The sequence below is a fragment of the Pseudomonas helleri genome, from assembly GCF_009600315.1.
GTDB classification, from domain to species: domain Bacteria; phylum Pseudomonadota; class Gammaproteobacteria; order Pseudomonadales; family Pseudomonadaceae; genus Aquipseudomonas; species Aquipseudomonas helleri_A.
The window spans coordinates 39155-60036 of the sequence record NZ_WIWC01000027.1 but is presented as its reverse complement, the minus strand read 5'-3'; the positions used below and the strand labels follow the sequence as shown (position 1 = coordinate 60036).

The following is a 20882-nucleotide window of genomic DNA, read 5'->3' as shown; positions in this document are numbered from 1 at the left end:
GTTACCGCAGTAACGGATATACACCCAAAATACCGAGTCGCAGCGGCAAGCTCTGCGGTCACTGGGCGCGTTACACCCGCAAAATCCGCCCGCTGATGGCGACGGCCACTAGCAGTGTGGCAATCAACAAAAAGGCCGTGCTCAAACTGCTGGCATGGGCAATGAAGCCGATGGCCGCTGGCCCAGCCAGAATACCCGCATAGCCCAATGTCGTAATGGCCGGTACGGCGATGCTCATAGGCATCAAGGTTTGTTTGCCCACGGCGGTGTACAGCACCGGCACGATGTTGGAACACCCTATGCCTACCAGCCCATAACCGACCAGCGCAACCTGCCAGCTTGCAGCCAGTGTGGCCAGCACCAGCCCGGCGGCGGCAAACAACCCGCCCAACACAATGACCCGGCGTGCCCCCAGACGGCTGACGATGGTATCGCCCAACAACCGTCCAACGGTCATGGTCAGCGCGAAAGCGGCATAACCCAAACCTGCATAAGCCTCATCAATCTGTTTGTCGGCGGTCAGAAACACGGCGCTCCAGTCCAGCATCGATCCCTCTGCCAGAAACACCACAAAACACAGCAAACCGATGAACAGCACCACCCCGTGCGGAACAGCGAAGGCAGGCCCGTTGCTTTCACTGCCGTAGGGCAGCAGATGCGGTGCCGCTTTGATCAGCGCAGCGAGGATCAGCACAATCACCACCATGATCGCCCACAGGGGCGTCAAACCTAACGCCAGCAGGGCACTGACCCCGGCGGCCCCGGCGATGCCGCCCACACTGAACAGCCCATGAAAACCCGACATCATCGTGCGCCCGCTGGCGCGCTCGACGATGACCGCTTGCAGGTTGACGGTTGAGTCAACCGCGCCAAGACCGGCACCGAATAAAAACAGGGTTGCGATTAAGAAGGGGACTGAGCTGACAGTGGCCAGTAACGGCAGGGCCAGACAAATCAGGAGCGTGCCTGCGCTGAATACGCGGCGACAACCGTAACGCGTCGCGAGCACGCCGGAAATGGGCATGGCCAGAATCGAACCGGCACCCAGGCACAGCAGCAAGAGTCCCAGCGTGGCGTCATCCAGCCCGGCCCGGGCCTTGGCGTAAGGCACCAGCGGTGCCCAGGCCGCAATGCCAAAACCGGCGATGAAAAAGGCAATACGGGTGGACATCTGTTCGAGACGCCCAGGTACAAAGGGCGTCTGGGTGTTCATGGCGGTCATGGGCTTCCTTGTCGATATAGGTGTGCAAAAGCCGTGTAGTCGCTGACGAGCAGCGCGAGGCTGCGATCGGTCGCGAAGCGATCGTAAGCCGGACACTGACGTTTTATCAGCTGTGCCGGATTGAATGGTTTTACGACGGCTGCGCCGCCGATCGCAGCCTTCGTTCCTCGTCAGCGGCTACGGGACGATCTGCCCCAGGTCAGACCTGCAACAAGCGCTCCCTGAGTTTGCCGATTTCATCACGCATTTGTGCGGCTGCCTCAAATTCAAGATCCCGAGCCAACGCGTACATTTTTTCTTCCAGTTGGCGAATGCGCTTGCTGATCTCACTGGGCGAGCGCAATTCATTTTCGTACTTGGCGCTTTCCTCGGCGGCCTTGGCCATGCCTTTGCGTTTTTTGCTGCGCGATCCCGGTACCACCGCGCCTTCCATGATGTCCGCGACGTCCTTGAACACACCTTTAGGCGTGATGCCGTTGGCCAGGTTGAAGGCTATCTGTTTCTCGCGACGACGCTCAGTCTCGCCAATGGCGCGTTCCATCGAGCCGGTTATACGGTCGGCATACAGAATTGCCCGGCCGTTCAAGTTTCGCGCGGCACGACCAATGGTCTGGATCAATGAACGCTCCGAGCGCAGGAAGCCTTCTTTGTCGGCATCCAGAATCGCCACCAGTGACACCTCGGGCATGTCCAGACCTTCACGCAGCAAGTTGATCCCCACCAGCACGTCAAAGACGCCCAGACGCAGGTCGCGGATGATCTCGACGCGCTCCACCGTGTCGATGTCCGAGTGCAAATAGCGCACGCGCACACCGTGGTCGGCCAGGTAGTCGGTAAGGTCTTCGGACATGCGCTTGGTGAGCGTCGTGACCAGCACGCGTTCTTCCAATGCCACACGCTTGGCAATCTCGGAGAGCAAATCATCCACCTGCGTCAACGCCGGGCGGATTTCAATTTGTGGGTCCACCAGACCAGTAGGGCGCACCACTTGCTCGACCACGCGGCCCGAATGTTCGGCCTCATAGTTGCCCGGTGTCGCCGAGACGAAAATGGTTTGCGGGCTGATGCGCTCCCATTCATCAAAGCGCATGGGCCGGTTGTCCAGCGCGGACGGCAGGCGGAAGCCGTACTCCACCAGGGTTTCCTTGCGCGAGCGGTCGCCTTTATACATGGCGCCGACTTGCGGCACGCTGACGTGGGATTCATCAATCACCAACAGCGCATCAGCTGGCAGGTAATCGAACAGGGTAGGCGGCGGCGCGCCGGATTCACGACCCGAGAGGTAGCGCGAGTAGTTTTCAATACCGTTGCAATAACCCAGTTCCATGATCATTTCCAGATCGAAACGGGTGCGCTGTTCCAAACGCTGAGCTTCCACCAGTTTGTTGTTGGCGCGCAGGTATTCAAGGCGCTCCTGGAGTTCTTGCTTGATGCCTTCGACTGCATCGAGCAAGGTCTCGCGCGGTGTCACATAGTGGCTTTTCGGGTAGAAGGTAAATCGTGGCATTTTGCGGATGACTTCGCCGGTCAGCGGATCAAAGGCGCTGATGCTTTCGACTTCATCATCGAACAGCTCGATGCGCACAGCTTCCAGGTCGGATTCGGCCGGGTAGATGTCGATCACGTCGCCGCGCACGCGGAAGGTGGCGCGGGCAAAATCCATGTCGTTGCGGGTGTATTGCAGGTCGGCTAGACGGCGCAGCAGTTCGCGCTGGTCGAGCTTGTCGCCGCGATCCACGTGCAAGACCATTTTCAAATAGGTTTCCGGGCTGCCCAAGCCGTAAATGCACGACACCGTGGTGACGATGATGGCGTCTTTGCGCTCCAGCAATGCCTTGGTCGCGGACAGGCGCATCTGCTCGATATGGTCGTTGATCGACGCATCTTTCTCGATAAAGGTATCGGAGGAGGGCACATAGGCTTCGGGCTGGTAGTAGTCGTAGTACGAGACGAAGTACTCCACCGCATTGTTCGGGAAAAACGCCTTGAACTCGCCATACAGCTGAGCGGCCAGCGTCTTGTTCGGCGCCAGCACCAGGGTGGGCCGGTTCACATGGGCAATCACGTTGGCGATGCTGAAGGTCTTGCCCGAGCCCGTTACACCGAGCAGGGTCTGGTGCGACAGACCGGCTTCAATGCCCTCGATCAATTGACGGATGGCTTCGGGCTGATCGCCTGCGGGCTCAAAGCGGGTAACGAGCTGAAAATCGGACATATCTGACCTCTGGGTTCGCCTCTCTACACACATTGACCGCAGAGAAACGCGAAAGACTGCATACGACGCACGCCGCAGGAAAAAACAGGATACGGCTTTATATGGAGCCAATGCCTGATTGTTTCAAGGCAAGCGTCTGACACGGCAGGTTGGACGAGGAATGCAATTAGACCAGTGGCCTGTCAATAAATTGAAATACTTGGGTAAATACCGACAATCGCCTGTTGCCCGATTCGTGATCGGCCTTATACTTGCTCCCCGTTTGTGCACCGCTCTAGTGCAATCGGCTGGAGCGTTGTCACCCCCTCCATACTCCATTCAGAGCCGCCGTAATAATGAGCCTGTTCTCCGCTGTCGAAATGGCACCACGCGATCCTATCCTGGGCCTCAACGAAGCATTTAACGCCGATACGCGTACCAGCAAAGTCAATCTGGGGGTCGGTGTTTATTGCAACGAGGAGGGACGAATTCCACTCTTGCGTGCCGTTGTCGAAGCCGAAACGATCCGGGTTGCTCAGCATGCCTCGCGTGGCTACCTGCCCATCGATGGCATTGCTGCCTATGACCAAGCTGTTCAGACCTTACTGTTTGGTGCGCAATCGCCACTGCTGGCGGCTGGCCGGGTCATTACCACGCAAGCCGTTGGCGGAACGGGCGCGCTGAAAATCGGTGCCGACTTCCTCAAGCAATTGCAGCCTGACGCTGTGGTTGCCATCAGCGACCCAAGCTGGGAAAACCACCGGGCCCTGTTTGAAACGGCGGGCTTTGCGGTCCAAAACTACCGTTACTACGATGCGGCCAGCCATGACGTCAACCGTGCGGGCATGCTGGAAGACCTCAATGCCTTGCCAGCCGGTTCCATCGTGGTGTTGCACGCCTGCTGCCACAACCCGACCGGCGTTGACCTGACCCCGGCCGACTGGCAGAACGTGCTGGACGTGGTCAAGGCCAAAGGCCTGGTGCCGTTCCTCGACATGGCCTATCAAGGCTTTGGCGACGGTATTGATGAAGACGCTGCGGCAGTGCGCCTGTTCGCCGAGTCGGGCCTGAGCTTCTTTGTCTCCAGCTCGTTCTCCAAATCGTTCTCGCTGTACGGCGAGCGGGTTGGCGCGCTGTCGATCATCACCGAGTCAAAGGAAGAGAGCGCGCGCGTTCTGTCCCAGGTCAAACGTGTCATCCGCACCAACTACTCCAACCCGCCGACCCACGGTGCAAGCATCGTTGCGGCCGTGCTCAACAGCCCTGAGTTGCGCGCGCAGTGGGAAGCCGAACTGGCTGAAATGCGCCTGCGTATTCGCGGCATGCGTTTGCAAATGGTTGAGCTGTTGGCCAAAAAAGCGCCCGGGCATGATTTCAGCTTTGTTGCCCGTCAGCGCGGCATGTTCTCGTACTCGGGCTTAACCGTTGAGCAAGTGGCGCGCCTGCGCACCGAGTTCGGTATTTACGCGCTGGACACCGGTCGCATCTGCGTGGCGTCCTTGAATCAGCGCAACATTGACGCCGTGACTGACGCCATTGTTCAGGTGATCTGAATACTGCAAAGAGAAGTCATCCGCAGTGTTGACTTCTCTTTTTAGATCAGTAAGATAGACGCCATTCCGCGATAGCTCAGTTGGTAGAGCAAATGACTGTTAATCATTGGGTCCCTGGTTCGAGTCCAGGTCGTGGAGCCAGACGTTAAAAAAAGCCGCTAGCAATAGCGGCTTTTTTTTGTCCGCGATTTGAGTGCTACGGCATCGATCATCACGCGCTACGCCTTGCTCTTGAAAGGGCCGGGCCGTTATTGTGCTGAATCCTTTTTTGTCATCTACGTCGCTGGCCATGGCTGAGCGACCTCAATGGATCTGTTGTGATGAATCCTGCGCGTACCGTTGTTCGCCCGATCAAGGCGGTGATTTTTGATATGGACGGGTTGCTGCTGGACACCGAGGGGATTTACACCGAGGTGACGCAGATGATCGCGGATCGTTATGGCCGCACGTACGACTGGGGTGTCAAACAGCACATTATCGGGCGCGGCGCGCTGGATCTGGCCGAGTTTCTGGTCAAGGCGCTGGAGCTGCCGATCACCGCGCAAGAGTTCCTGACGGTGCGTGAACCTTTGCTCAAAGCGCGCTTTCCCATGGCGCAGTCGATGCCGGGGGCTGAAGCCCTGGTGCGGCATTTGAAAGCGCATCACATCCCGATTGCCGTCGGCACCAGTTCATCGGCTCATTCCTTTGAGCAGAAAACCACGCTGCACGGCGAATGGTTCGACTTGTTTGACGCCATTGTCACGGCGGACGACCCCGAAGTAGGGGCGGCGAAGCCTGCGCCGGATATTTTTCTGACCGCAGCCCGACGCCTTGATGTGGCGCCCGAAGACTGTTTGGTGTTTGAGGACTCGCCCTTCGGTGTGACCGCCGCCAAGGCAGCAAATATGACGGCGATCGCGGTGCCGGATGAAGCCATGGCGGACAGTAAGTACCATCACGCAGATCAGATTATCCGCAAGCTGGCGGACTTCGATCTGGCGGCCTACGGTTTGCCGCCGCTGCGCTGAGCAGCGACGACCGATATTTACCGAGGGAGGCTGGCCAGTGCTGCACGCAACTCGTCAGCGCTGGCATATTCTTTTTGCGCGGTGACCACCCCGTTATCGAGCTGCATCCACAGCACCTTGTCTTCGGCACCGGGGTATTGGGCAGCAATCTTGCCGTCACGGTCGAGTACAACGCGGTAGTTGTAATCACGCATGGCCGGGATGGCGATGAGTTTGCCGATCAGTGAAGGCATGCGTTGAATGTCTGCCAGAAATACAACGTGACGAGACTCCAGGTAATCTTTAGGTTGATCCTGCAACGCAGCCTTGACCAGTTTGGAGCCGTCCATGTTGCGCGCCACCAGCAGAACGCGGGTTTGGTTATCCAGTGTGTAGGGTTTATCGTGCTGGTCGCTGAGCGTCCAGGGGGCCAAGCGTTCGCCGATAGTGGCCGCTTGAACCGTCAGGGTGAACAGGCTTAATAGCAATACTATGGCAATTTTCATCGTTAAAGGTCTTCTCGGTCAGGGGGCGGGGATGTCCGCTGTGGGCTTGCGGGGCTTAACAGCCTTGCCGTCGAACGTTTGCAGGTAATAGCAGTCGGATCGCAGGCTGGGGTTTTAGCAGAGTGTTGCGGTCTGCTCTATCATCGATTCTGCCTTTTCAACAAATTGTGACAAACAAGGTACGTGTGAAATGGCCAATTGGCTGCGGTCTGAAGGTTTGATGGCTGACAAAATCAGAAGCCATGATTGGGCCAGTACTTCGCTCGGGCCTTTACACGCGTGGCCGGACGTGTTGAAAACCACGGTTTTATTGATGCTGGACTCGCACTTTCCCAAGTCGATTGTGTGGGGCCCCGAACTCATCACCATTTATAACGATGGTTTCTTGCCCATTCTGGGAGATAAGCCTGAAGCGCTTGGACGGCCTTTCAGTGACGTTTGGCATGAGGTATGGGACGAAGTAAAGCCCATCGCCGATGCAGCCTTTGCCGGGCATGCCACCTATATCGAGAATTTCCCGCTGATCATTCAGCGCACTCAGACGCCTGAGCCTGCGTATTTCACCTTTTGCTACAGCCCGATCCGTGATTCCAGCGGTAATGTCGTGGGCATGTTGGATACGGTCACTGAAACCACCACTACGGTGCTGTTGGGTCAACGTCTGGCGGTACTGGATGCGATTGCCAGTGCGGTTGTTAACCTCACTGAGCCTGAAGAAATTCTGGCCGTCACCATGCGTTTGGCGGCCGAATACTTGAAGGTGACGCATTGCGCCTACGCCGATATGGAAGCCGATGAAGATGCGTTTTACATCCGTGACAACTGGACCGTCGCGGGAGCGGCCAGCATCGTCGGCCCCTACCATTTGCGCGATTTTGGTGAGCTGGCGGTCAGCCGGTTGCGTGCGGGCCAGCCCTTGGTCATCAATGACCGGGCAAAGGATCTCATGCCGCAGGCTGCTGCCAGTTTCGAAGCGATAGGCGTTGCCGCCACGATTTGCCTGCCACTGATCAAAGGCGGGCGTCTGACCGCCTTGATGGCTGTTCATGATCAGGCGCCGCGGGTGTGGACGACCTTTGAGTTGGGGTTGCTCAGCGAAGTCACCGAGTTGTCCTGGGCGCATATCGAAAGGGCGCGTGCCGATTCTGCGGTGCGCGAAGGGCTGGCTGAGCTGGAGCTGCTCAATACCACGCTGGAGCAACGGGTTGAAGAGCGCAGTGCGCGTTTGTTGCATACAGAGGCCGCGCTGCGCCAGTCGCAAAAGCTCGAAGCCATCGGCCAACTCACGGGCGGCGTGGCTCACGACTTCAACAACCTGCTGACCATTATTCGGGCGTCAGTGGACTTTCTGCGTATGCCCAACTTGTCCGCTGCTCGGCAGACGCGCTACATGAATGCGGTGTCGGATACGGTGGATCGAGCCAGCAAGCTGACCAGCCAACTGTTGGCGTTTTCACGGCGCCAGCCCTTGAACCCGCAAGTCTTCAATGTGGGGGAGCGTATCCGCTCCATCGGCGAAATGCTTGATGCGCTGACCGGCGCGCGCATACACGTCAACGTCGAGCTGCCCGACCAGCCCTGTTATATCAAGGCGGACTCCAGTCAGTTTGAAACGGCACTGGTCAACATCGCCCTTAACGCCCGGGACGCGATGGAGGGTCATGGTCAACTGGTCTTGCGCCTTGAGCAGGGGCTTGAGCTGCCGCCTGTCCGTGGTCATGCTGGCTCCAGCGGACCATTTATAGCGGTGTCATTGCGTGACACCGGAACAGGTATTTCGGCGCGGACCCTTGAGCATATCTTTGAGCCCTTTTTTACCACCAAGGAAGTGGGGAGAGGCACCGGGCTGGGCTTGTCCCAAGTATTCGGATTTGCCAAACAGTCGGGTGGCAATGTCGAGGTATCGAGTGTGTTGGAGCAAGGGTCGGTCTTCACCTTGTACCTGCCGGAAGTCGAGGTTGAGGCGATCATTCCAACCCTTCCCAATGAACATGAAGAGGTGGTGCTGGCCGCTGCTCCAGGCCGATACCGGGTGCTGGTGGTTGAGGACAACCTTGAAGTGGGCGGTTTTGCTAATCAAATCCTTCAGGACCTGGGTTATGAAACCGCGTGGGCTGCCAATGCCGAAGAGGCGTTAGTGATGATCGGGCCCAAGGCATTGGCGTTTGATGCCGTATTTTCTGACGTGGTGATGCCGGGCATGACGGGAGTGGCGCTGGCCGGGGAGTTGCGCCGTCGCCGGGCTCAACTGCCGGTGATTCTGGCCTCTGGCTACAGTGAGGAACTAGCTGAGGGTGGTTATTCTGCGTTTGAGTTTCTGGCTAAACCCTATTCTGCGGATCAACTGGCGCGGGTATTGGCTCGCGTGTTGGGCAAAGGCTGAGACGACAGCGCACGCCCTTTTCGGGTATACAAGAGGCACCATCCGCTGTCAGAGGATCTGCCTGATGCCACGTCTAACTGCGAAAGACTTTGCCCCACAATTGCTGGAGCTTTACGACTATTACGCCCACGGACGCATCAGCCGCCGCGAATTCCTTGACCGGGCAGCGGTGTTCACGGCCGGGGTCAGCGCCTTGTCAGTGCTCGGTGCGCTGAGCCCCAACTATGCGCTGGCTGAGCAAGTTGCCCCCACCGATCCGGCTATAGTGGCCGAGTACATCACCTATCCTTCGCCCAAGGGGCATGGTCAGGTTCGCGGTTATCTTGCTCGGCCGGCGAACGCCAAGGGTAAGGTGCCGGCGGTTGTGGTGGTGCATGAAAACCGCGGCCTTAATCCCTATATCGAAGACGTTGCGCGGCGTTTGGCCAAGCAGGGCTATATGGCCCTGGCCCCTGATGGCCTGTCGTCCGTGGGGGGGTATCCGGGCAATGATGAGGCCGGTGTAGCCTTGCAAAAAACCGTCGACCCGCAAAAGCTGATGAACGATTTTTTTGCGGCCATCGAATGGTCAATGCAGCACGAGGCCAGCACCGGAAAGGTCGGGATTACCGGTTTTTGTTATGGCGGCGCAGTGGCGAATGCAGCGGCGGTGGCTTATCCCGAACTGGGCGCGGCCGTTTCATTTTACGGACGCCAACCCGACGCTAGTGATGTGAGTCGTATCAAAGCGCCCGTCATGGTGCATCTGGCCGAGTTGGATACGCGCATCAATGAAGGTTGGCCGGCCTATGAGCAAGCCTTGAAAGCCAATAAAGTCACGTACCAGGGCTATATTTACCCTGGCGTGAATCATGGCTTTCATAACGATTCCACGCCGCGCTATGACGAGGCAGCGGCCACGCTGGCCTGGGACAGGACGCTGAGCTGGTTTGCCAAGTACCTGTCTTAAGCGTTCTTCTTCTGAAGGCTTTTAAGACGAGCCGTCGCGCGTTGCACGGCGGCCATTTTTTCGGGCCGCTTCATGCGCTTCCATTTGCGGATGTCTTCTTTGTTGCGTCCGCAACTGATGCACAGGTCACCGCTTAGCTGGCACACGGCGATGCACGGGTTTTCAATATCCTTGGCCATTTAGCGTTTGTGCGACAAACGTTTTGGCCAGTCGCCACCACAGGCCCGCTGGCATTCTTCTTCGGAATCGAAGTACACGTGGGCGGCGGCTTTACGCACGTTGATTTGCGCGTTCTTCAGTGCCTTTTCAGTCAGTTCGGCCATGTAACTGGCTTCCCCGTCCGCCAGGGCGAAGTCTTTGCTGACCTGAGTGTCGAACACCCATACGATTTTGAGGCTGGCAGGGAAGGCGGCGTAGTCGACCACGTGGGTCAGCCACACAAAACCGTTAATTTGCCCTTTGGCCTTTTCGCAAGCTTCGGTCAGGGATTTAACCAGGCGTCGTTCAATCTGAGCCTGATTACGGGTGCTTAAAGACATGGGTGAATCCTGTTGGCGGGTGGGGCAAAGCCGCGATTATACCCATATGCTCGACGCAAATCCCTGTAGCCGCCGTCGAGGCACGAAGGCTGCGGCTATACGCGTTGCCCGCTGTGAGTCACGACCTTGGTGTAATTGCGTTTTCGTCCAAAGTGCCACCTGAGGTAATATGTCGCGGCCTTGAGCGGGTCAGCGCCGATTTTCACGTCTGCGCAAGCTCTTCGCAAGGAGCTCAACGCTGGCCGCAGGGCAATGATGCCGCATGAACACAGCATAAATGTCACCCAAGTAGCTGAAGCCAAAACCAATAAGAGATCAGCGCCCAAGGTACATATAAGTGAGGCCCGGAGTGTTCAGGGGCCTCTTAGGTCTGCCCAGGGTATCGGGCAGATGGCGTTTTATCTTAGGTACGACAACATGTTAAAAAAAATGAACAAGGGGCTACTGGGCTTGGCACTTAGCATGGGGCTTAGCTCTGTGCACGCGGCTGAAACCAAACACGTTGATGTCTTGCTGATCGGCGGTGGCATCATGAGTTCCACCCTTGGGGTCTGGCTCAATGAGCTGGAACCGGGTCTGTCCATGGAGATGATTGAACGTCTCGACGGCGTTGCCCTGGAAAGCTCCAATGGCTGGAACAACGCGGGTACGGGTCACTCGGCACTGGCCGAGCTGAACTACACCCCGGAAGACAAGAACGGCAATGTTGAAATCCCCAAGGCCATTGAAATCAATGAGGCCTTTCAGATTTCCCGTCAGTTCTGGTCCTGGCAGGTCAAGAACGGCGTGCTGAAAAACCCGCGCTCGTTCATCAACTCCACGCCGCACATGAGCTTTGTGTGGGGCGATGACAACATCAAGTTCCTCAAGAAGCGTTACGAGGCCCTGCAAGCCAGCCCGTTGTTCGCAGGCATGCAGTACTCCGAAGACCCGGTTCAGATCAAGAAGTGGGTGCCGCTGATGATGGAAGGGCGTGACCCGAACCAGAAAGTCGCGGCCACCTGGTCGCCGATCGGCACCGACGTGAACTTCGGCGAGATCACCCGCCAGTTTGCTGCTCACCTGCAAGCCCAGCCTAACTTCTCGCTGAAGTTGTCGAGTGAAGTCCAAGACATCAAGCGCAACGAAGACGGCACGTGGCATGTGGTGTACAAAAACCTGAAAGACGGCACTGAAACCGCCACTGACGCCAAGTTTGTATTTATCGGCGCGGGCGGTGGTGCATTGCACTTGCTGCAAAAGTCCGGCATTGCTGAAGCCAAGGAATACGCGGGCTTCCCGGTCGGCGGCTCGTTCCTGGTGACCGATAACCCGACCATTGCCGAGCAGCATTTGGCCAAGGCTTACGGTAAAGCTTCGGTTGGCGCGCCGCCGATGTCGGTTCCGCACCTGGACACCCGCGTGCTGGATGGCAAGCGCGTGATCCTGTTTGGCCCGTTCGCAACGTTCTCGACCAAGTTCCTGAAACAAGGTTCGTACTTCGACCTGCTGACCAGCACCACGACTCACAACATTTGGCCAATGACCAAAGTCGGTATCGAACAATACCCGCTGGTTGAATACCTGGCCGGTCAGTTGATGCTGTCGGATGAAGACCGTTTCAATGCACTGAAAGAGTACTTCCCGAACGCCAAGACTGAAGACTGGCGCCTGTGGCAAGCCGGTCAGCGTGTACAGATCATCAAGCGTGACGAAGAGAAGGGCGGCGTGCTGAAGCTGGGCACCGAAATCGTCAGCGCCAAGGACGGCAGCATTGCCGGTCTGTTGGGCGCATCGCCAGGTGCATCGACTGCTGCACCGATCATGCTGACCGTGCTCGAAACCGTGTTCAAGGACAAGGTTGCGACGCCTGAGTGGCAAGCCAAGCTGCACCAGATCGTGCCGAGCTACGGCACCAAGCTGAACGGTTCGCCTGAGCGTGTTGCGCAGGAGTGGGCGTACACCGCCGAGGTTCTGCAACTGACTCCGCCGCCGGTTATCCCGGCTGCAACGGCTGCCCAAGAAGCACCTGCTGAGCAGGCCGCGCCTGCACCAAGCAATCCAGCGGCCGACATGGCGCTGTAATAAAACAGCCCCGCCCGACGCTGTCGGGTGGGGCTGCTTGTATCGTATGTCCTCGCTTTAACGCCTTCGCACTATCTCCCTCGCACTATCTCACCATGACTCACTGGGTGCCGAACAAGGCCGTCCAGTAAATCCCTGCGTCACTTTTTGGGTCCAGCGCATAGGCCGCGCCCAGCTCGCGAAACTGTGGGTTCATCACATTGGCGCAATGACCGGGGCTGGCCAGCCAGCCATCGACGACCTTGCGTGCGGTGTCTTGACCGGCGGCGATGTTCTCACCGATCTGTTGGCCACTGTAGCCAGCCAGTTCGGCGCGATCGCCCGGCGTGTGATTGTCACGGTCTTTGTGATCGAAGTAATTGTTATTGGCCATATCCCGTGAGTGCGTCTCGGCGGCGGTTGCCAATGTAGCGTTCCAGGTTAATGGCGCCGTGGCAGCAAAGGCTTGATTGCCACATTGACGGGGCTGATTGCGGGCGCTGTTGATCTGCTCCAGCACTTTCTGGCCCTCAACCTGTGCGTCGCCTAAACCGTGGGCGAGCAGAGGGCGAGCCAGCACGATGCGCCAGTCTCGTTGGTCGTGGCTGATGCCAATGTCGACAAACTGCGGGTCCAGCACGACGCGGCAGAAGCTTTCCTGAACAGCCTTCATGGCCGCTTGCGCATCGCGGGGGCCGGACAGGCTAATGGCCTGCACACTGACCATCGGATAGGCGGCTTGTTTGAGGGCGTCCTGCAAATTACCAAAGCCTGTGACGGGCAATATCAGGCGTGTATCCGCCGTCAGTGGCGGCAGTTCTTGCGAAGACTGGCCGTCACACGGTTGGCTCTGGCTGCGCCAGGCGTTGATCGATGAGATGAGCTGCGATTCTTCACTGGCCAGCGCCGGAGCGCCAAACGCCAGCATCAGGGTCAAAACGCCAAGACGAGTCAGGGGGGTATAACGCATAAAAAAGTCCTTTTGAAGCAAGGCGCCTATCATGCGTTATTTCACCCTGACAGGGGCAAGGGCTTTTTAGCCTTGGCGTTCGGCCACAAAGGCTTTGGCCTTGGCGGTCAACTGGTCGATCTGCCGATCACGTTTCTTTTCGGCATCGAGCATGGCTTTTTTACCGTTGCGTTGCAGCAAGTACGTATGAATCTGCCGCACTTCGGTCGAGCTGTAAATCGGCGCAACATCCAGCACGCCCATCAAGCCGTCGGTGCTGTGGTCGAAAGTGTTCATCAGCACTTGCGGGCCGCGGCTGCCGATGACTTGAAAACCCATGGCTTCGAAAGCACCGACTTTGCTCACGCCACACGTCAGTTCAGTGTGAGGGTAACGGCGCACGACGTCGTTGACCAGTGTTTGCAGGACACCCAGGTGCCGGTGGCTGGCGCGCTCGGCCATGTACGCAATACCGCAGGCGTGCGGGTCGTCCTTGACCGGCAAGTACAGGGCAAAGCCGGTCACGGTGTCGGGGTCATGTTCGTCGGTGGCGACAATCAACTCGACCGCAATGCCCTTGGCTCCGCCGAGCGCTTCCAGATACAGATGCACTTCAAAGCCGATGGCATATTGGTAGATGCTGTAGAGCAGATTGCTCGGCGCGATTTCCATCGCACTGATGTCAGTGAGGTGATCGACCACCAGTTGCAGGATCTGGCTGTTGATCGCCTCGCCCGGTGGCGTGTTGAAGTGGGTAAGGGCATTCATTTAACGCTGGCTCATCCAATAGCTGTGCAGCGCCAGTGCAGCCGGTGCCAACGCAGCAACCCGTTGCTGGTGAGCGGTCACATCCAGATCCTGTGGCAATTCAAAATTATCTTGCTCGGCGCAATCGCTGATGGCTTGCAACAGGGTCGCCTGCACTGCGGGCAAGGCTGACCAGTTGGCCACGGCGACACCGCGCAGGTAGCCGAAGCACCACTCTTCGGCGAGTGTGACGGTTTGCCCCAGATGCTCGGTTTGTTCAAAGCGCGGTGTAAAGGCGCTGCGCTGTTCAGCCAATTGGCGGGCCAGGGTGTTGATATGGCGCACGCTCAACTCAATCAATTGCTTGGCTTCGTCGGTGGTTTGCCACTGTGGGTTCTGGCCACCCCAGATCCCCGGGAACCATTCGGCAATGTCCAATTGTGTCGGGCTTGATACCAGCGCGGTGAAGTAGCCGTCCAGTTCACACGCGTTGAGCACTGAATGGTCGTCGCCGTATTTGAGCAGAATTTCGTCGATGAGGTCGAATTCAGCGGCGATCAGGGGAAGGTTTTGCATGGGCGGTTTCCTTGGCGCTGCTTGGCATACAGGCAGAGTCGGGTGGGCGTCGATCAGTCAACCTGAACGATGGAGTCAACCACAAAGTATTTGTAGCCGGCTTTGGCCAGCGCCTTTTTGGCTTCCTGCTCGGCATCGAAGCGACTTAACAATTTGGAGTCGTGGACGAACAGGGTTTCTTCGCCGTCGAACACTTTACTGACCTGCATAGTGACGCGCAGCACAGGCCCGCGGCGCTTGACCGGTGCACGAGGTGCGGGTTTGGCGATGACAGGTGTATCGACGGTGGGCGCAGGCGGGGCAGCCGGGACAGGGGCAGGTGCTGCAGGGGCTGCGGCAGGGAGATCAAGGCCCAGCGCTCTGCGCATTTCGTCCTCGGTGAATCCGGTACTCATGTGTTGACTCTATTTAGTTTAAAAAACGGGCTTATAAAGAATATTTTCTGATTAGACAAGGTAAATCCTCTTACCAGACGTCCTTACCAAGGTTTCCGGGCTCAGGTATCACGCAGCAAGTCGTGACCATCGAGCAGTTTCCAGGCGATTTCGGGGCGCTTCTCGAGGGCTCTGCGGATGGCTGCGGGGATGGCTTGGCGGGTTTTACGGCACAGTCCCGGCTGTTCGGCTATGAGGATGGCGATACCGCGCATGGTACGCACTTCATTGAAGCCCGGCTCGATGACCACTTCAATGCCTAACTGATCGTGCATGCGCCGCTGCAAATGCTCCAGCTCGCTCAAGCTCTGAATGTTTTCCAATCGCTCAACAAGCACTTTTTCGGCCTGGCGATTGAGGCTCAAAATGCGCAGGTCGGGGTCAGGCGCGTCGATCAGACGCTCCCTTTCGCAGATGCAGGCTCCGGGCGGGCAAGGCTGGCGAATTACAGGGGATGGGCTCATGGGCATGAGCATAGCGACAATTGCCGGCTCATACAGGCCAAATTGTTGGGCGCGCAGGTACGCCAGTATCCGATAAGCGTGTGCACGCTTCTTTAGACGTTTATGTGCCTTTGCGCGTGCAGGCAGTACAATCGTGCACTTTTACCGGGCATGCAGGCTAATCGGCACATGCTCAAGAGAACGCCCATGGTTTCTGCTACTTACTCCCCCGCGTTGGTGTTTATTTCTCTGTGCGTCGCCATTCTGGCCTCGTATACCGCCCTTGATCTGACTGGCCGCATTGCCACCGCGCGCGGCCGCAGTGTGTACCTGTGGATCGGCGGTGGCGCGCTGGCCATGGGCTTTGGCGTGTGGTCGATGCATTTTATCGGGATGCTTGCGCTGGAGTTGCCGATCACCCTCGGTTACGACCTGGGGCTGACGTTGTGGTCATTGCTGGTGGCGATTTTGTCCTCAGGCTTTGCCTTGTGGCTGGTCAGTCAGCCACGCTTGCCCGCCCTGCAATTATTATTCGGTGCCTTGATCATGGGTGCGGGGATCAGCGCCATGCACTACAGCGGCATGGCCGCGTTGCGAATGCAGCCGGGCATCGATTACGACCCGACGTTATTCAGCCTGTCTTTGTTGATCGCGGTGGGTGCTTCGGCGGCGGCATTGTCGATCGCTTTTCGCCTGCGCAAACAAATGCCTTATGTGCGTCTGGCGCGGGCGGGCGCGTCCATCATCATGGGGCTGGCCATTGTTGGCATGCACTACACCGGCATGGCGGCGGCCAATTTTCCACAGGGCAGTTTTTGTGGCGCGGCCTTCGACGGGTTGAGTGGCAAAGGTCTGGATACCCTGGTGCTGGTCAGCAGTCTGGCGGTGCTGGTCATTGCCTTGCTGACCTCGATTTTTGATGCGCGGCTTGAGGCGCGTACAGCGGTTTTGGCCACCTCCCTGAGCCAGGCCAATGAAGAATTGACCCAGTTGGCGCTGCACGACACGCTCACCGGCTTGCCCAATCGCATTTTGTTGGCCGACCGGATCAGCCAGGCGATGGCTGAAACCACAGAGCAGGGGGGTTTTTTCTCCTTGATGTTTATCGATCTTGACGGCTTCAAGCCGGTCAACGATGCCTTCGGCCATCATGTGGGCGATCTCCTCTTGCGCGAAGTCGCCTTGCGTTTACGTGAGCAACTGCGCAGTCAGGACACCTTGGCGCGTATTGGCGGCGATGAGTTTGTACTGCTGTTGCGCTTGGGTGAGCCAGACGATGCCCCGCGAGTGGCGGCACGCCAGGTCAGTCTGTTGTCAAAACCGTTTCGGGTGGGTGAGCATGATTTGCAGATTTCGGCGAGCGTGGGTATTGCCCTGTTCCCCGGCAATGGATTGACGGCAGAAGAGTTGTTGATGAACGCCGACGCGGCCATGTATCACGCCAAAGGCGCCGGGAAAAATGGCTACAGCTTCTTCGATGTGTCGATGAACACCAATGCGCGCAAGCAACTGCAACTGCTGCAAGACTTGCGTCAGGCGCTGGTGCACATGCAATTCCGTTTGTATTACCAACCCAAGTTTGACGCCAGCACGGGCCAGCCCGTGGGCGCGGAAGCGTTGCTGCGCTGGGAGCATCCACAGCAGGGGTTGTTGTTGCCGGAGGACTTTATCGAGTTGGCGGAAAAAACCGGACTGATCATTCCGATTGGCGAATGGGTGCTCAACGAAGCGTGCCGGCAGATGCGGGTCTGGTTTGACGAGGGGTATACCCACTGGCGGATCGCGGTCAACCTGTCGGCCTTGCAGTTTTGCTATGCGGGGCTTGTCGACAGTGTGGTTTCGGCGTTGGAGCGTCACCAGCTACCCGCCAACAGCTTGACCCTGGAAATCACCGAAACCACGGCCATGAGCGATGCCGATGCGAGCATGACCGTGTTGCAACGGCTTTCGCAGATGGGGGTTGACCTGTCCATTGATGATTTCGGCACGGGCTACTCCAGTTTGATGTATCTCAAACGCTTGCCTGCCAATGAACTCAAGATTGACCGAGGCTTTGTGCGTGATCTGGAACATGACAGCGATGACGCGGCCATCGTCTCGGCAATTGTGGCGTCGGGTCAGGCGCTGGGGCTGAGGATCGTGGCCGAAGGCGTTGAAACCGACCTGCAACAAAGCTTTTTGACCACGCTGGGGTGTGATGCCTTGCAAGGATTTTTGCTGGGCGAGCCCCGGCCTGCTGAGCAATTCATGGCTGATATTCATCATTCTGAAGATGCGTCCTACAGCAAATCCACACCTTCCTGACAAATCCGGGCGTTCGCGGTTATTCTGGTGGCCACATTTGCACCGTTGATGAGGGAGCGCGTATTTATGGACAAAGTCATCGTGATCACCGGTGGCAGCCGTGGCATTGGCGCAGCAACGGCAGTGCTGGCGGCGCGGCAGGGTTACAAGATCTGCATCAACTATCTGGCCGACGATGCGGCGGCCCATGAAGTGCTGGCGCAGGTGCGTGCTCTGGGGGCCAAGGCCATTGCCATACGCGCCGATGTGAGCGACGAAGAAGACATCATCCGCCTGTTTCTTGAGGTCGATGAGCAGTTGGGCCCAGTGACTGCGCTGGTCAACAATGCTGGCACTGTGGGCCTTAAGTCGCGGGTTGATGAGCTGTCTGAGCTGCGGATCATGCACACCCTGAAAACCAACGTGCTGGGCCCGATATTGTGTGCCAAGCATGCGGTGTTACGCATGTCACCGCGCTACGGCGGGCAAGGCGGCAATATTGTCAATGTCTCGTCAGTGGCTGCACGGCTGGGATCGCCCGGCGAATATGTCGATTACGCGGCCTCCAAAGGTGCGCTGGATACCTTCACCCTGGGCTTGTCCAAAGAGTTGGCGGGCGAGGGCATTCGAGTCAATGCGGTGCGACCGGGCTATATCTTCACCGACTTTCATGCATTGAGTGGGGACCCGGGCAGGGTCAGCAAGCTCGAACCGATCATCCCCATGGGCCGGGGCGGGCGCCCGGATGAAGTGGCCGAAGCGATTATCTGGCTTCTTTCGGATAAAGCTTCTTACACCACGGGTACCTTTCTGGATCTGGGTGGCGGCCGATAAAGGCATAAAAGGGCAGATATACCGTAGTCGCTGACGAGGAACGAAGGCTGCGATCGAGCGCGAAGCGGTCGTAAACCTGACACGCTAAGGTGTCCCATTTTGCGAACACTGTGCGCTCGATCGCAGCCGGCGTCAGCGACTACGGTGCTGTTGCACGGAGTCAAACAGTCCCGGCAAAACAGGGCATTGCATTTCCTGTTGATAGGCTGATAATGCGACTTATTGCTATTTGAGTCTGGTTATTATCGTGCCTATCATTGTGGAATCCGACACCGCGCTGACACGCTCCCACCGCGCGCATGATGGGGGGTGGCTCGACGGGTTGTCTGGCGAAGACTCGCGCTTGGTTCGCGCCGCGATTGAAGAGATCGACCGCGCACTCGCAGGCTTGCCTGCACGGGTCAAACGCTCGTTTTTGCTCAACCGTCTCGAAGGCCTGACGCAGCAAGCCATTGCCGACCAATTGGGTGTTTCGTCAAGCACCGTCGAACGTGAGTTGCGCCGCGCCTTTGTGCAGTGTGTGGCGAAGGGCAGAGCCAGACTCGATGCTACAGCGCAAGCCGCTATTGAGTGGCTGTTACGACTGGAGTCCGGGCACGCATGCCCTTCGCAGCGTCAGGTGTTCAAGGCCTGGCTGCTTGAAAACTCCGAGCATTTGGCGGCCTGGCAGCGGGTGGCCGGGGTGTTGAAGGTTCCGATAACGACGTTGCACGCAGTCGCGCAGCACCGTCCAGAGCTGCTGGAGGCCGCGCAGCAAGCCCTGCTGAGAGGCCCCCGTACTTTCCACAAAAAAATGCTGCAAGGCGGCCTGTTTTTACTCTTGCTCGGCCTGTGATTCAGCAACGCAATTTCAGCGCACTGGCCAGACTGATCGCCAGAGGCAGGCGCGGCAGCAACGTCGCCTGATAAGCGTGGTAGAGATCGGGCTTGCCGGGCCAGATCGTTTCAGAGGGCAGGTTGTCGTGGTCCAGCTCGTGATGCCAACTGCCGTACTGGCGATCAATCATATGCAGGTCGATGTAGTCCCAAAAGCGTTGGTACCAGACTTCGTACATCGGCTCACCCGTACGTTGCAATAGCGCGGCCGCGGCCGCCGACGCCTCGGCCAGCGTCCAGTGCAGACGTTCGCGAACCACCGGGCGGTTATCCCAGTCCAGTGTGTACACAATTCCGGGGCTGCCATCGACATTCCAGCCAAACTGGCACGCGCTGGCGAATAGTTGGCGAGCATCGCCCAGCAACCATTCAGGCGAGGGCAGACCGCGCTGTTGGCGTGCGGCCTCAAGGTGCAGCAACAAGCGGGCCCATTCAAACCCATGGCCTGGGGTCTTGCCGAAGGGCCGAAAACCATCCGCCGGGTTGTCCCGGTTATAGTCAGGCAAAGGGCGCCAGTGCGCATCGAAATGCTCAATGGGCAAGAAGTCGGCGTCAGCGGCGTGCTGGTGAATCACCCGTTCGGCCATGCGCAGGGCACGGTCCAGCCACAGGTCTTCGTCAAGCACATCGGCCAGGGCCAGAAACGTTTCGGTGCCATGCATGTTGCTGTTCGCGCCCCGATACGCTTCGCAATCGCTCCAGTCGCGCGCAAAGCTTTCGCGCAAGGCGCCTTCGTCTTCGGCCCAAAAACGATCTTCGAGAATGGCCACGGCATCGCCCAGCAACTCAGCTGAGCCGCCCCGTCCGGCCACCGCTGCGGAGCTGGCCGCAAGAGCCACGAAGGCATGCAGATAAGCGGCTTTGCGAGTATTACCGTCTTGTGCATGAGGGCTGGCAAACCAGCCGCCGTGTTCGGTATCACGCAAAGGCCCGGCCAGTGCTGCCAGCCCGTGATCGATCAAGGGGGCGCAACCCGGCAGGCCTTGTATATGGGCCAGCGAGAAACTGTGCACCATGCGCGCGGTGGTGATGGTGTCGGCTGGCGCCGTATCTGCGCGGCGGCCAAAGCGGTCGAGTTGGGCAAATCCGAAAGGCACGCGTGCGGCTTTGGCGAAGTCCAGCAGTGTCTGCCCCTGATCGTGCAGCCACTGTTGATGGGGCAGGGATGTCAGCCAGCTGTCGCTGGCCCGGGTAAGGTCGGTCATGGGCCACCTGTATTATTATTTGTGCGATGTTCTGCGCACGCAGACTAGGCTCTGTACGAAATGTATCTGCGCTCGGTTATGCGGCGTTGAAAACAGGCTCGGAATGCTCATTTACAACCCGTAAACTCCGCTTCCTCGCCTGTTTTCGCCTTGCCTA

The 20882-nt window shown here is 58.1% G+C and carries 19 protein-coding genes and 1 tRNA gene; 9 read left to right on the top strand and 11 right to left on the bottom strand.

All coding sequences use genetic code 11. From position 1 onward, the window contains the following. Positions 1-70: 70 nt before the first annotated feature. Together GHN86_RS15965 and uvrB are read right to left on the bottom strand one after the other, a co-directional pair. Positions 71-1222, bottom strand: coding sequence for an MFS transporter (locus tag GHN86_RS15965; protein ID WP_153386914.1), 1152 nt, complete (start codon positions 1220-1222; stop codon positions 71-73). Between the two features lie 199 nt (positions 1223-1421). After that, a complete protein-coding gene (gene uvrB, locus GHN86_RS15960) occupies positions 1422-3437 on the bottom strand; it encodes an excinuclease ABC subunit UvrB (RefSeq protein WP_122782298.1) in 2016 nt (671 codons plus the stop codon). Between the two features lie 335 nt (positions 3438-3772). Between uvrB and GHN86_RS15955 the strand changes: the two genes are divergently transcribed. The 3 genes from GHN86_RS15955 (at position 3773) to GHN86_RS15945 (ending at position 5979) form a co-directional block, all read left to right on the top strand. Beyond that, positions 3773-4969 carry an amino acid aminotransferase gene (locus GHN86_RS15955; RefSeq protein WP_153380431.1) on the top strand — a complete coding sequence of 399 codons (1197 nt, stop codon included), beginning with the start codon at positions 3773-3775 and terminating at the stop codon, positions 4967-4969. Between the two features lie 65 nt (positions 4970-5034). After that, positions 5035-5110 (top strand) — tRNA-Asn (locus GHN86_RS15950). Between the two features lie 179 nt (positions 5111-5289). Beyond that, the gene (locus tag GHN86_RS15945; protein ID WP_153380429.1) at positions 5290-5979 is read left to right on the top strand and encodes an HAD-IA family hydrolase; all 690 of its coding nucleotides are present in this window, start codon (positions 5290-5292) and stop codon (positions 5977-5979) included. Between the two features lie 17 nt (positions 5980-5996). On the opposite strand, the gene GHN86_RS15940 is transcribed toward GHN86_RS15945, so the two are convergent. Further along, positions 5997-6464 (bottom strand): FAD/FMN-containing dehydrogenase, encoded by a 468-nt coding sequence (locus GHN86_RS15940; protein WP_153380427.1) that lies wholly within the window; start codon positions 6462-6464, stop codon positions 5997-5999. Between the two features lie 190 nt (positions 6465-6654). Here GHN86_RS15940 and GHN86_RS15935 point away from each other — a divergent pair, with 190 nt between their 5' ends. Together GHN86_RS15935 and yghX are read left to right on the top strand one after the other, a co-directional pair. Beyond that, on the top strand, positions 6655-8847 hold the full coding sequence (locus GHN86_RS15935; protein WP_153380425.1) for a response regulator: 2193 nt from the start codon (positions 6655-6657) through the stop codon (positions 8845-8847). A gap of 64 nt (positions 8848-8911) precedes the next feature. Then, positions 8912-9796 carry a YghX family hydrolase gene (gene yghX, locus GHN86_RS15930; RefSeq protein ID WP_153380423.1) on the top strand — a complete coding sequence of 295 codons (885 nt, stop codon included), beginning with the start codon at positions 8912-8914 and terminating at the stop codon, positions 9794-9796. Here yghX and GHN86_RS15925 read toward each other — a convergent pair. Next, a complete protein-coding gene (locus GHN86_RS15925; protein WP_122782303.1) occupies positions 9793-9975 on the bottom strand; it encodes a DUF1289 domain-containing protein in 183 nt (60 codons plus the stop codon). The genes yghX and GHN86_RS15925 overlap by 4 nt on opposite strands. Continuing rightward, positions 9976-10335 carry a hypothetical protein gene (locus GHN86_RS15920; RefSeq protein ID WP_153380421.1) on the bottom strand — a complete coding sequence of 120 codons (360 nt, stop codon included), beginning with the start codon at positions 10333-10335 and terminating at the stop codon, positions 9976-9978. It abuts the gene before it with no gap. A 417-nt stretch (positions 10336-10752) separates the two neighbouring features. Here GHN86_RS15920 and mqo point away from each other — a divergent pair, with 417 nt between their 5' ends. Beyond that, entirely contained in the window at positions 10753-12399 is a 1647-nt protein-coding gene (gene mqo, locus GHN86_RS15915; protein ID WP_153386912.1) for a malate dehydrogenase (quinone), read from the top strand. Between the two features lie 100 nt (positions 12400-12499). Here the strand turns inward: mqo and GHN86_RS15910 are convergent, their stop codons facing one another. The 5 genes from GHN86_RS15910 to GHN86_RS15890 all read right to left on the bottom strand — a co-directional run bounded on the left by GHN86_RS15910 (position 12500) and on the right by GHN86_RS15890 (position 15548). Then, entirely contained in the window at positions 12500-13348 is an 849-nt protein-coding gene (locus GHN86_RS15910) for a CAP domain-containing protein (protein ID WP_153380417.1), read from the bottom strand. 66 nt (positions 13349-13414) lie between these two features. Beyond that, on the bottom strand, positions 13415-14095 hold the full coding sequence (locus GHN86_RS15905; protein ID WP_153380415.1) for a GNAT family N-acetyltransferase: 681 nt from the start codon (positions 14093-14095) through the stop codon (positions 13415-13417). Continuing rightward, positions 14096-14650, bottom strand: a complete 555-nt coding sequence (locus GHN86_RS15900; RefSeq protein WP_153380413.1) for a UPF0149 family protein — start codon at positions 14648-14650, stop codon at positions 14096-14098. Between the two features lie 53 nt (positions 14651-14703). Beyond that, the gene (locus GHN86_RS15895; RefSeq protein ID WP_153380411.1) at positions 14704-15045 is read right to left on the bottom strand and encodes a hypothetical protein; all 342 of its coding nucleotides are present in this window, start codon (positions 15043-15045) and stop codon (positions 14704-14706) included. A 101-nt stretch (positions 15046-15146) separates the two neighbouring features. Next, positions 15147-15548 (bottom strand): hypothetical protein, encoded by a 402-nt coding sequence (locus GHN86_RS15890; RefSeq protein ID WP_153380410.1) that lies wholly within the window; start codon positions 15546-15548, stop codon positions 15147-15149. A 186-nt stretch (positions 15549-15734) separates the two neighbouring features. Between GHN86_RS15890 and GHN86_RS15885 the strand changes: the two genes are divergently transcribed. The 3 genes from GHN86_RS15885 (at position 15735) to GHN86_RS23980 (ending at position 19479) form a co-directional block, all read left to right on the top strand. After that, positions 15735-17831 (top strand): putative bifunctional diguanylate cyclase/phosphodiesterase, encoded by a 2097-nt coding sequence (locus GHN86_RS15885; protein ID WP_153386910.1) that lies wholly within the window; start codon positions 15735-15737, stop codon positions 17829-17831. A gap of 66 nt (positions 17832-17897) precedes the next feature. After that, positions 17898-18644: an SDR family oxidoreductase gene (locus GHN86_RS15880; RefSeq protein WP_153380406.1), complete on the top strand. Its 747-nt coding sequence runs from the start codon at positions 17898-17900 to the stop codon at positions 18642-18644. Between the two features lie 247 nt (positions 18645-18891). After that, positions 18892-19479, top strand: a complete 588-nt coding sequence (locus GHN86_RS23980; protein ID WP_323369425.1) for a sigma factor-like helix-turn-helix DNA-binding protein — start codon at positions 18892-18894, stop codon at positions 19477-19479. A 1-nt stretch (position 19480) separates the two neighbouring features. On the opposite strand, the gene GHN86_RS15870 is transcribed toward GHN86_RS23980, so the two are convergent. After that, positions 19481-20725: an AGE family epimerase/isomerase gene (locus GHN86_RS15870; RefSeq protein WP_153380404.1), complete on the bottom strand. Its 1245-nt coding sequence runs from the start codon at positions 20723-20725 to the stop codon at positions 19481-19483. Positions 20726-20882 lie beyond the last annotated feature (157 nt).

What these genes read in the sequence shown, in the direction of transcription:
- GHN86_RS15920 (WP_153380421.1), bottom strand. Translation starts at nt 10,335, where the DNA reads ATGTCTTTAAGCACCCGTAATCAGGCTCAGATTGAACGACGCCTGGTT.
- GHN86_RS15955 (WP_153380431.1), top strand. Translation starts at nt 3,773, where the DNA reads ATGAGCCTGTTCTCCGCTGTCGAAATGGCACCACGCGATCCTATCCTG.
- GHN86_RS15870 (WP_153380404.1), bottom strand. Translation starts at nt 20,725, where the DNA reads ATGACCGACCTTACCCGGGCCAGCGACAGCTGGCTGACATCCCTGCCC.
- yghX (WP_153380423.1), top strand. Translation starts at nt 8,912, where the DNA reads ATGCCACGTCTAACTGCGAAAGACTTTGCCCCACAATTGCTGGAGCTT.
- GHN86_RS15905 (WP_153380415.1), bottom strand. Translation starts at nt 14,095, where the DNA reads ATGAATGCCCTTACCCACTTCAACACGCCACCGGGCGAGGCGATCAAC.
- uvrB (WP_122782298.1), bottom strand. Translation starts at nt 3,437, where the DNA reads ATGTCCGATTTTCAGCTCGTTACCCGCTTTGAGCCCGCAGGCGATCAG.
- GHN86_RS15925 (WP_122782303.1), bottom strand. Translation starts at nt 9,975, where the DNA reads ATGGCCAAGGATATTGAAAACCCGTGCATCGCCGTGTGCCAGCTAAGC.
- GHN86_RS15945 (WP_153380429.1), top strand. Translation starts at nt 5,290, where the DNA reads ATGAATCCTGCGCGTACCGTTGTTCGCCCGATCAAGGCGGTGATTTTT.
- GHN86_RS15900 (WP_153380413.1), bottom strand. Translation starts at nt 14,650, where the DNA reads ATGCAAAACCTTCCCCTGATCGCCGCTGAATTCGACCTCATCGACGAA.
- mqo (WP_153386912.1), top strand. Translation starts at nt 10,753, where the DNA reads ATGTTAAAAAAAATGAACAAGGGGCTACTGGGCTTGGCACTTAGCATG.
- GHN86_RS15885 (WP_153386910.1), top strand. Translation starts at nt 15,735, where the DNA reads ATGGTTTCTGCTACTTACTCCCCCGCGTTGGTGTTTATTTCTCTGTGC.
- GHN86_RS15940 (WP_153380427.1), bottom strand. Translation starts at nt 6,464, where the DNA reads ATGAAAATTGCCATAGTATTGCTATTAAGCCTGTTCACCCTGACGGTT.
- GHN86_RS15935 (WP_153380425.1), top strand. Translation starts at nt 6,655, where the DNA reads ATGGCCAATTGGCTGCGGTCTGAAGGTTTGATGGCTGACAAAATCAGA.
- GHN86_RS15910 (WP_153380417.1), bottom strand. Translation starts at nt 13,348, where the DNA reads ATGCGTTATACCCCCCTGACTCGTCTTGGCGTTTTGACCCTGATGCTG.
- GHN86_RS15895 (WP_153380411.1), bottom strand. Translation starts at nt 15,045, where the DNA reads ATGAGTACCGGATTCACCGAGGACGAAATGCGCAGAGCGCTGGGCCTT.
- GHN86_RS15965 (WP_153386914.1), bottom strand. Translation starts at nt 1,222, where the DNA reads ATGACCGCCATGAACACCCAGACGCCCTTTGTACCTGGGCGTCTCGAA.
- GHN86_RS15880 (WP_153380406.1), top strand. Translation starts at nt 17,898, where the DNA reads ATGGACAAAGTCATCGTGATCACCGGTGGCAGCCGTGGCATTGGCGCA.
- GHN86_RS15890 (WP_153380410.1), bottom strand. Translation starts at nt 15,548, where the DNA reads ATGAGCCCATCCCCTGTAATTCGCCAGCCTTGCCCGCCCGGAGCCTGC.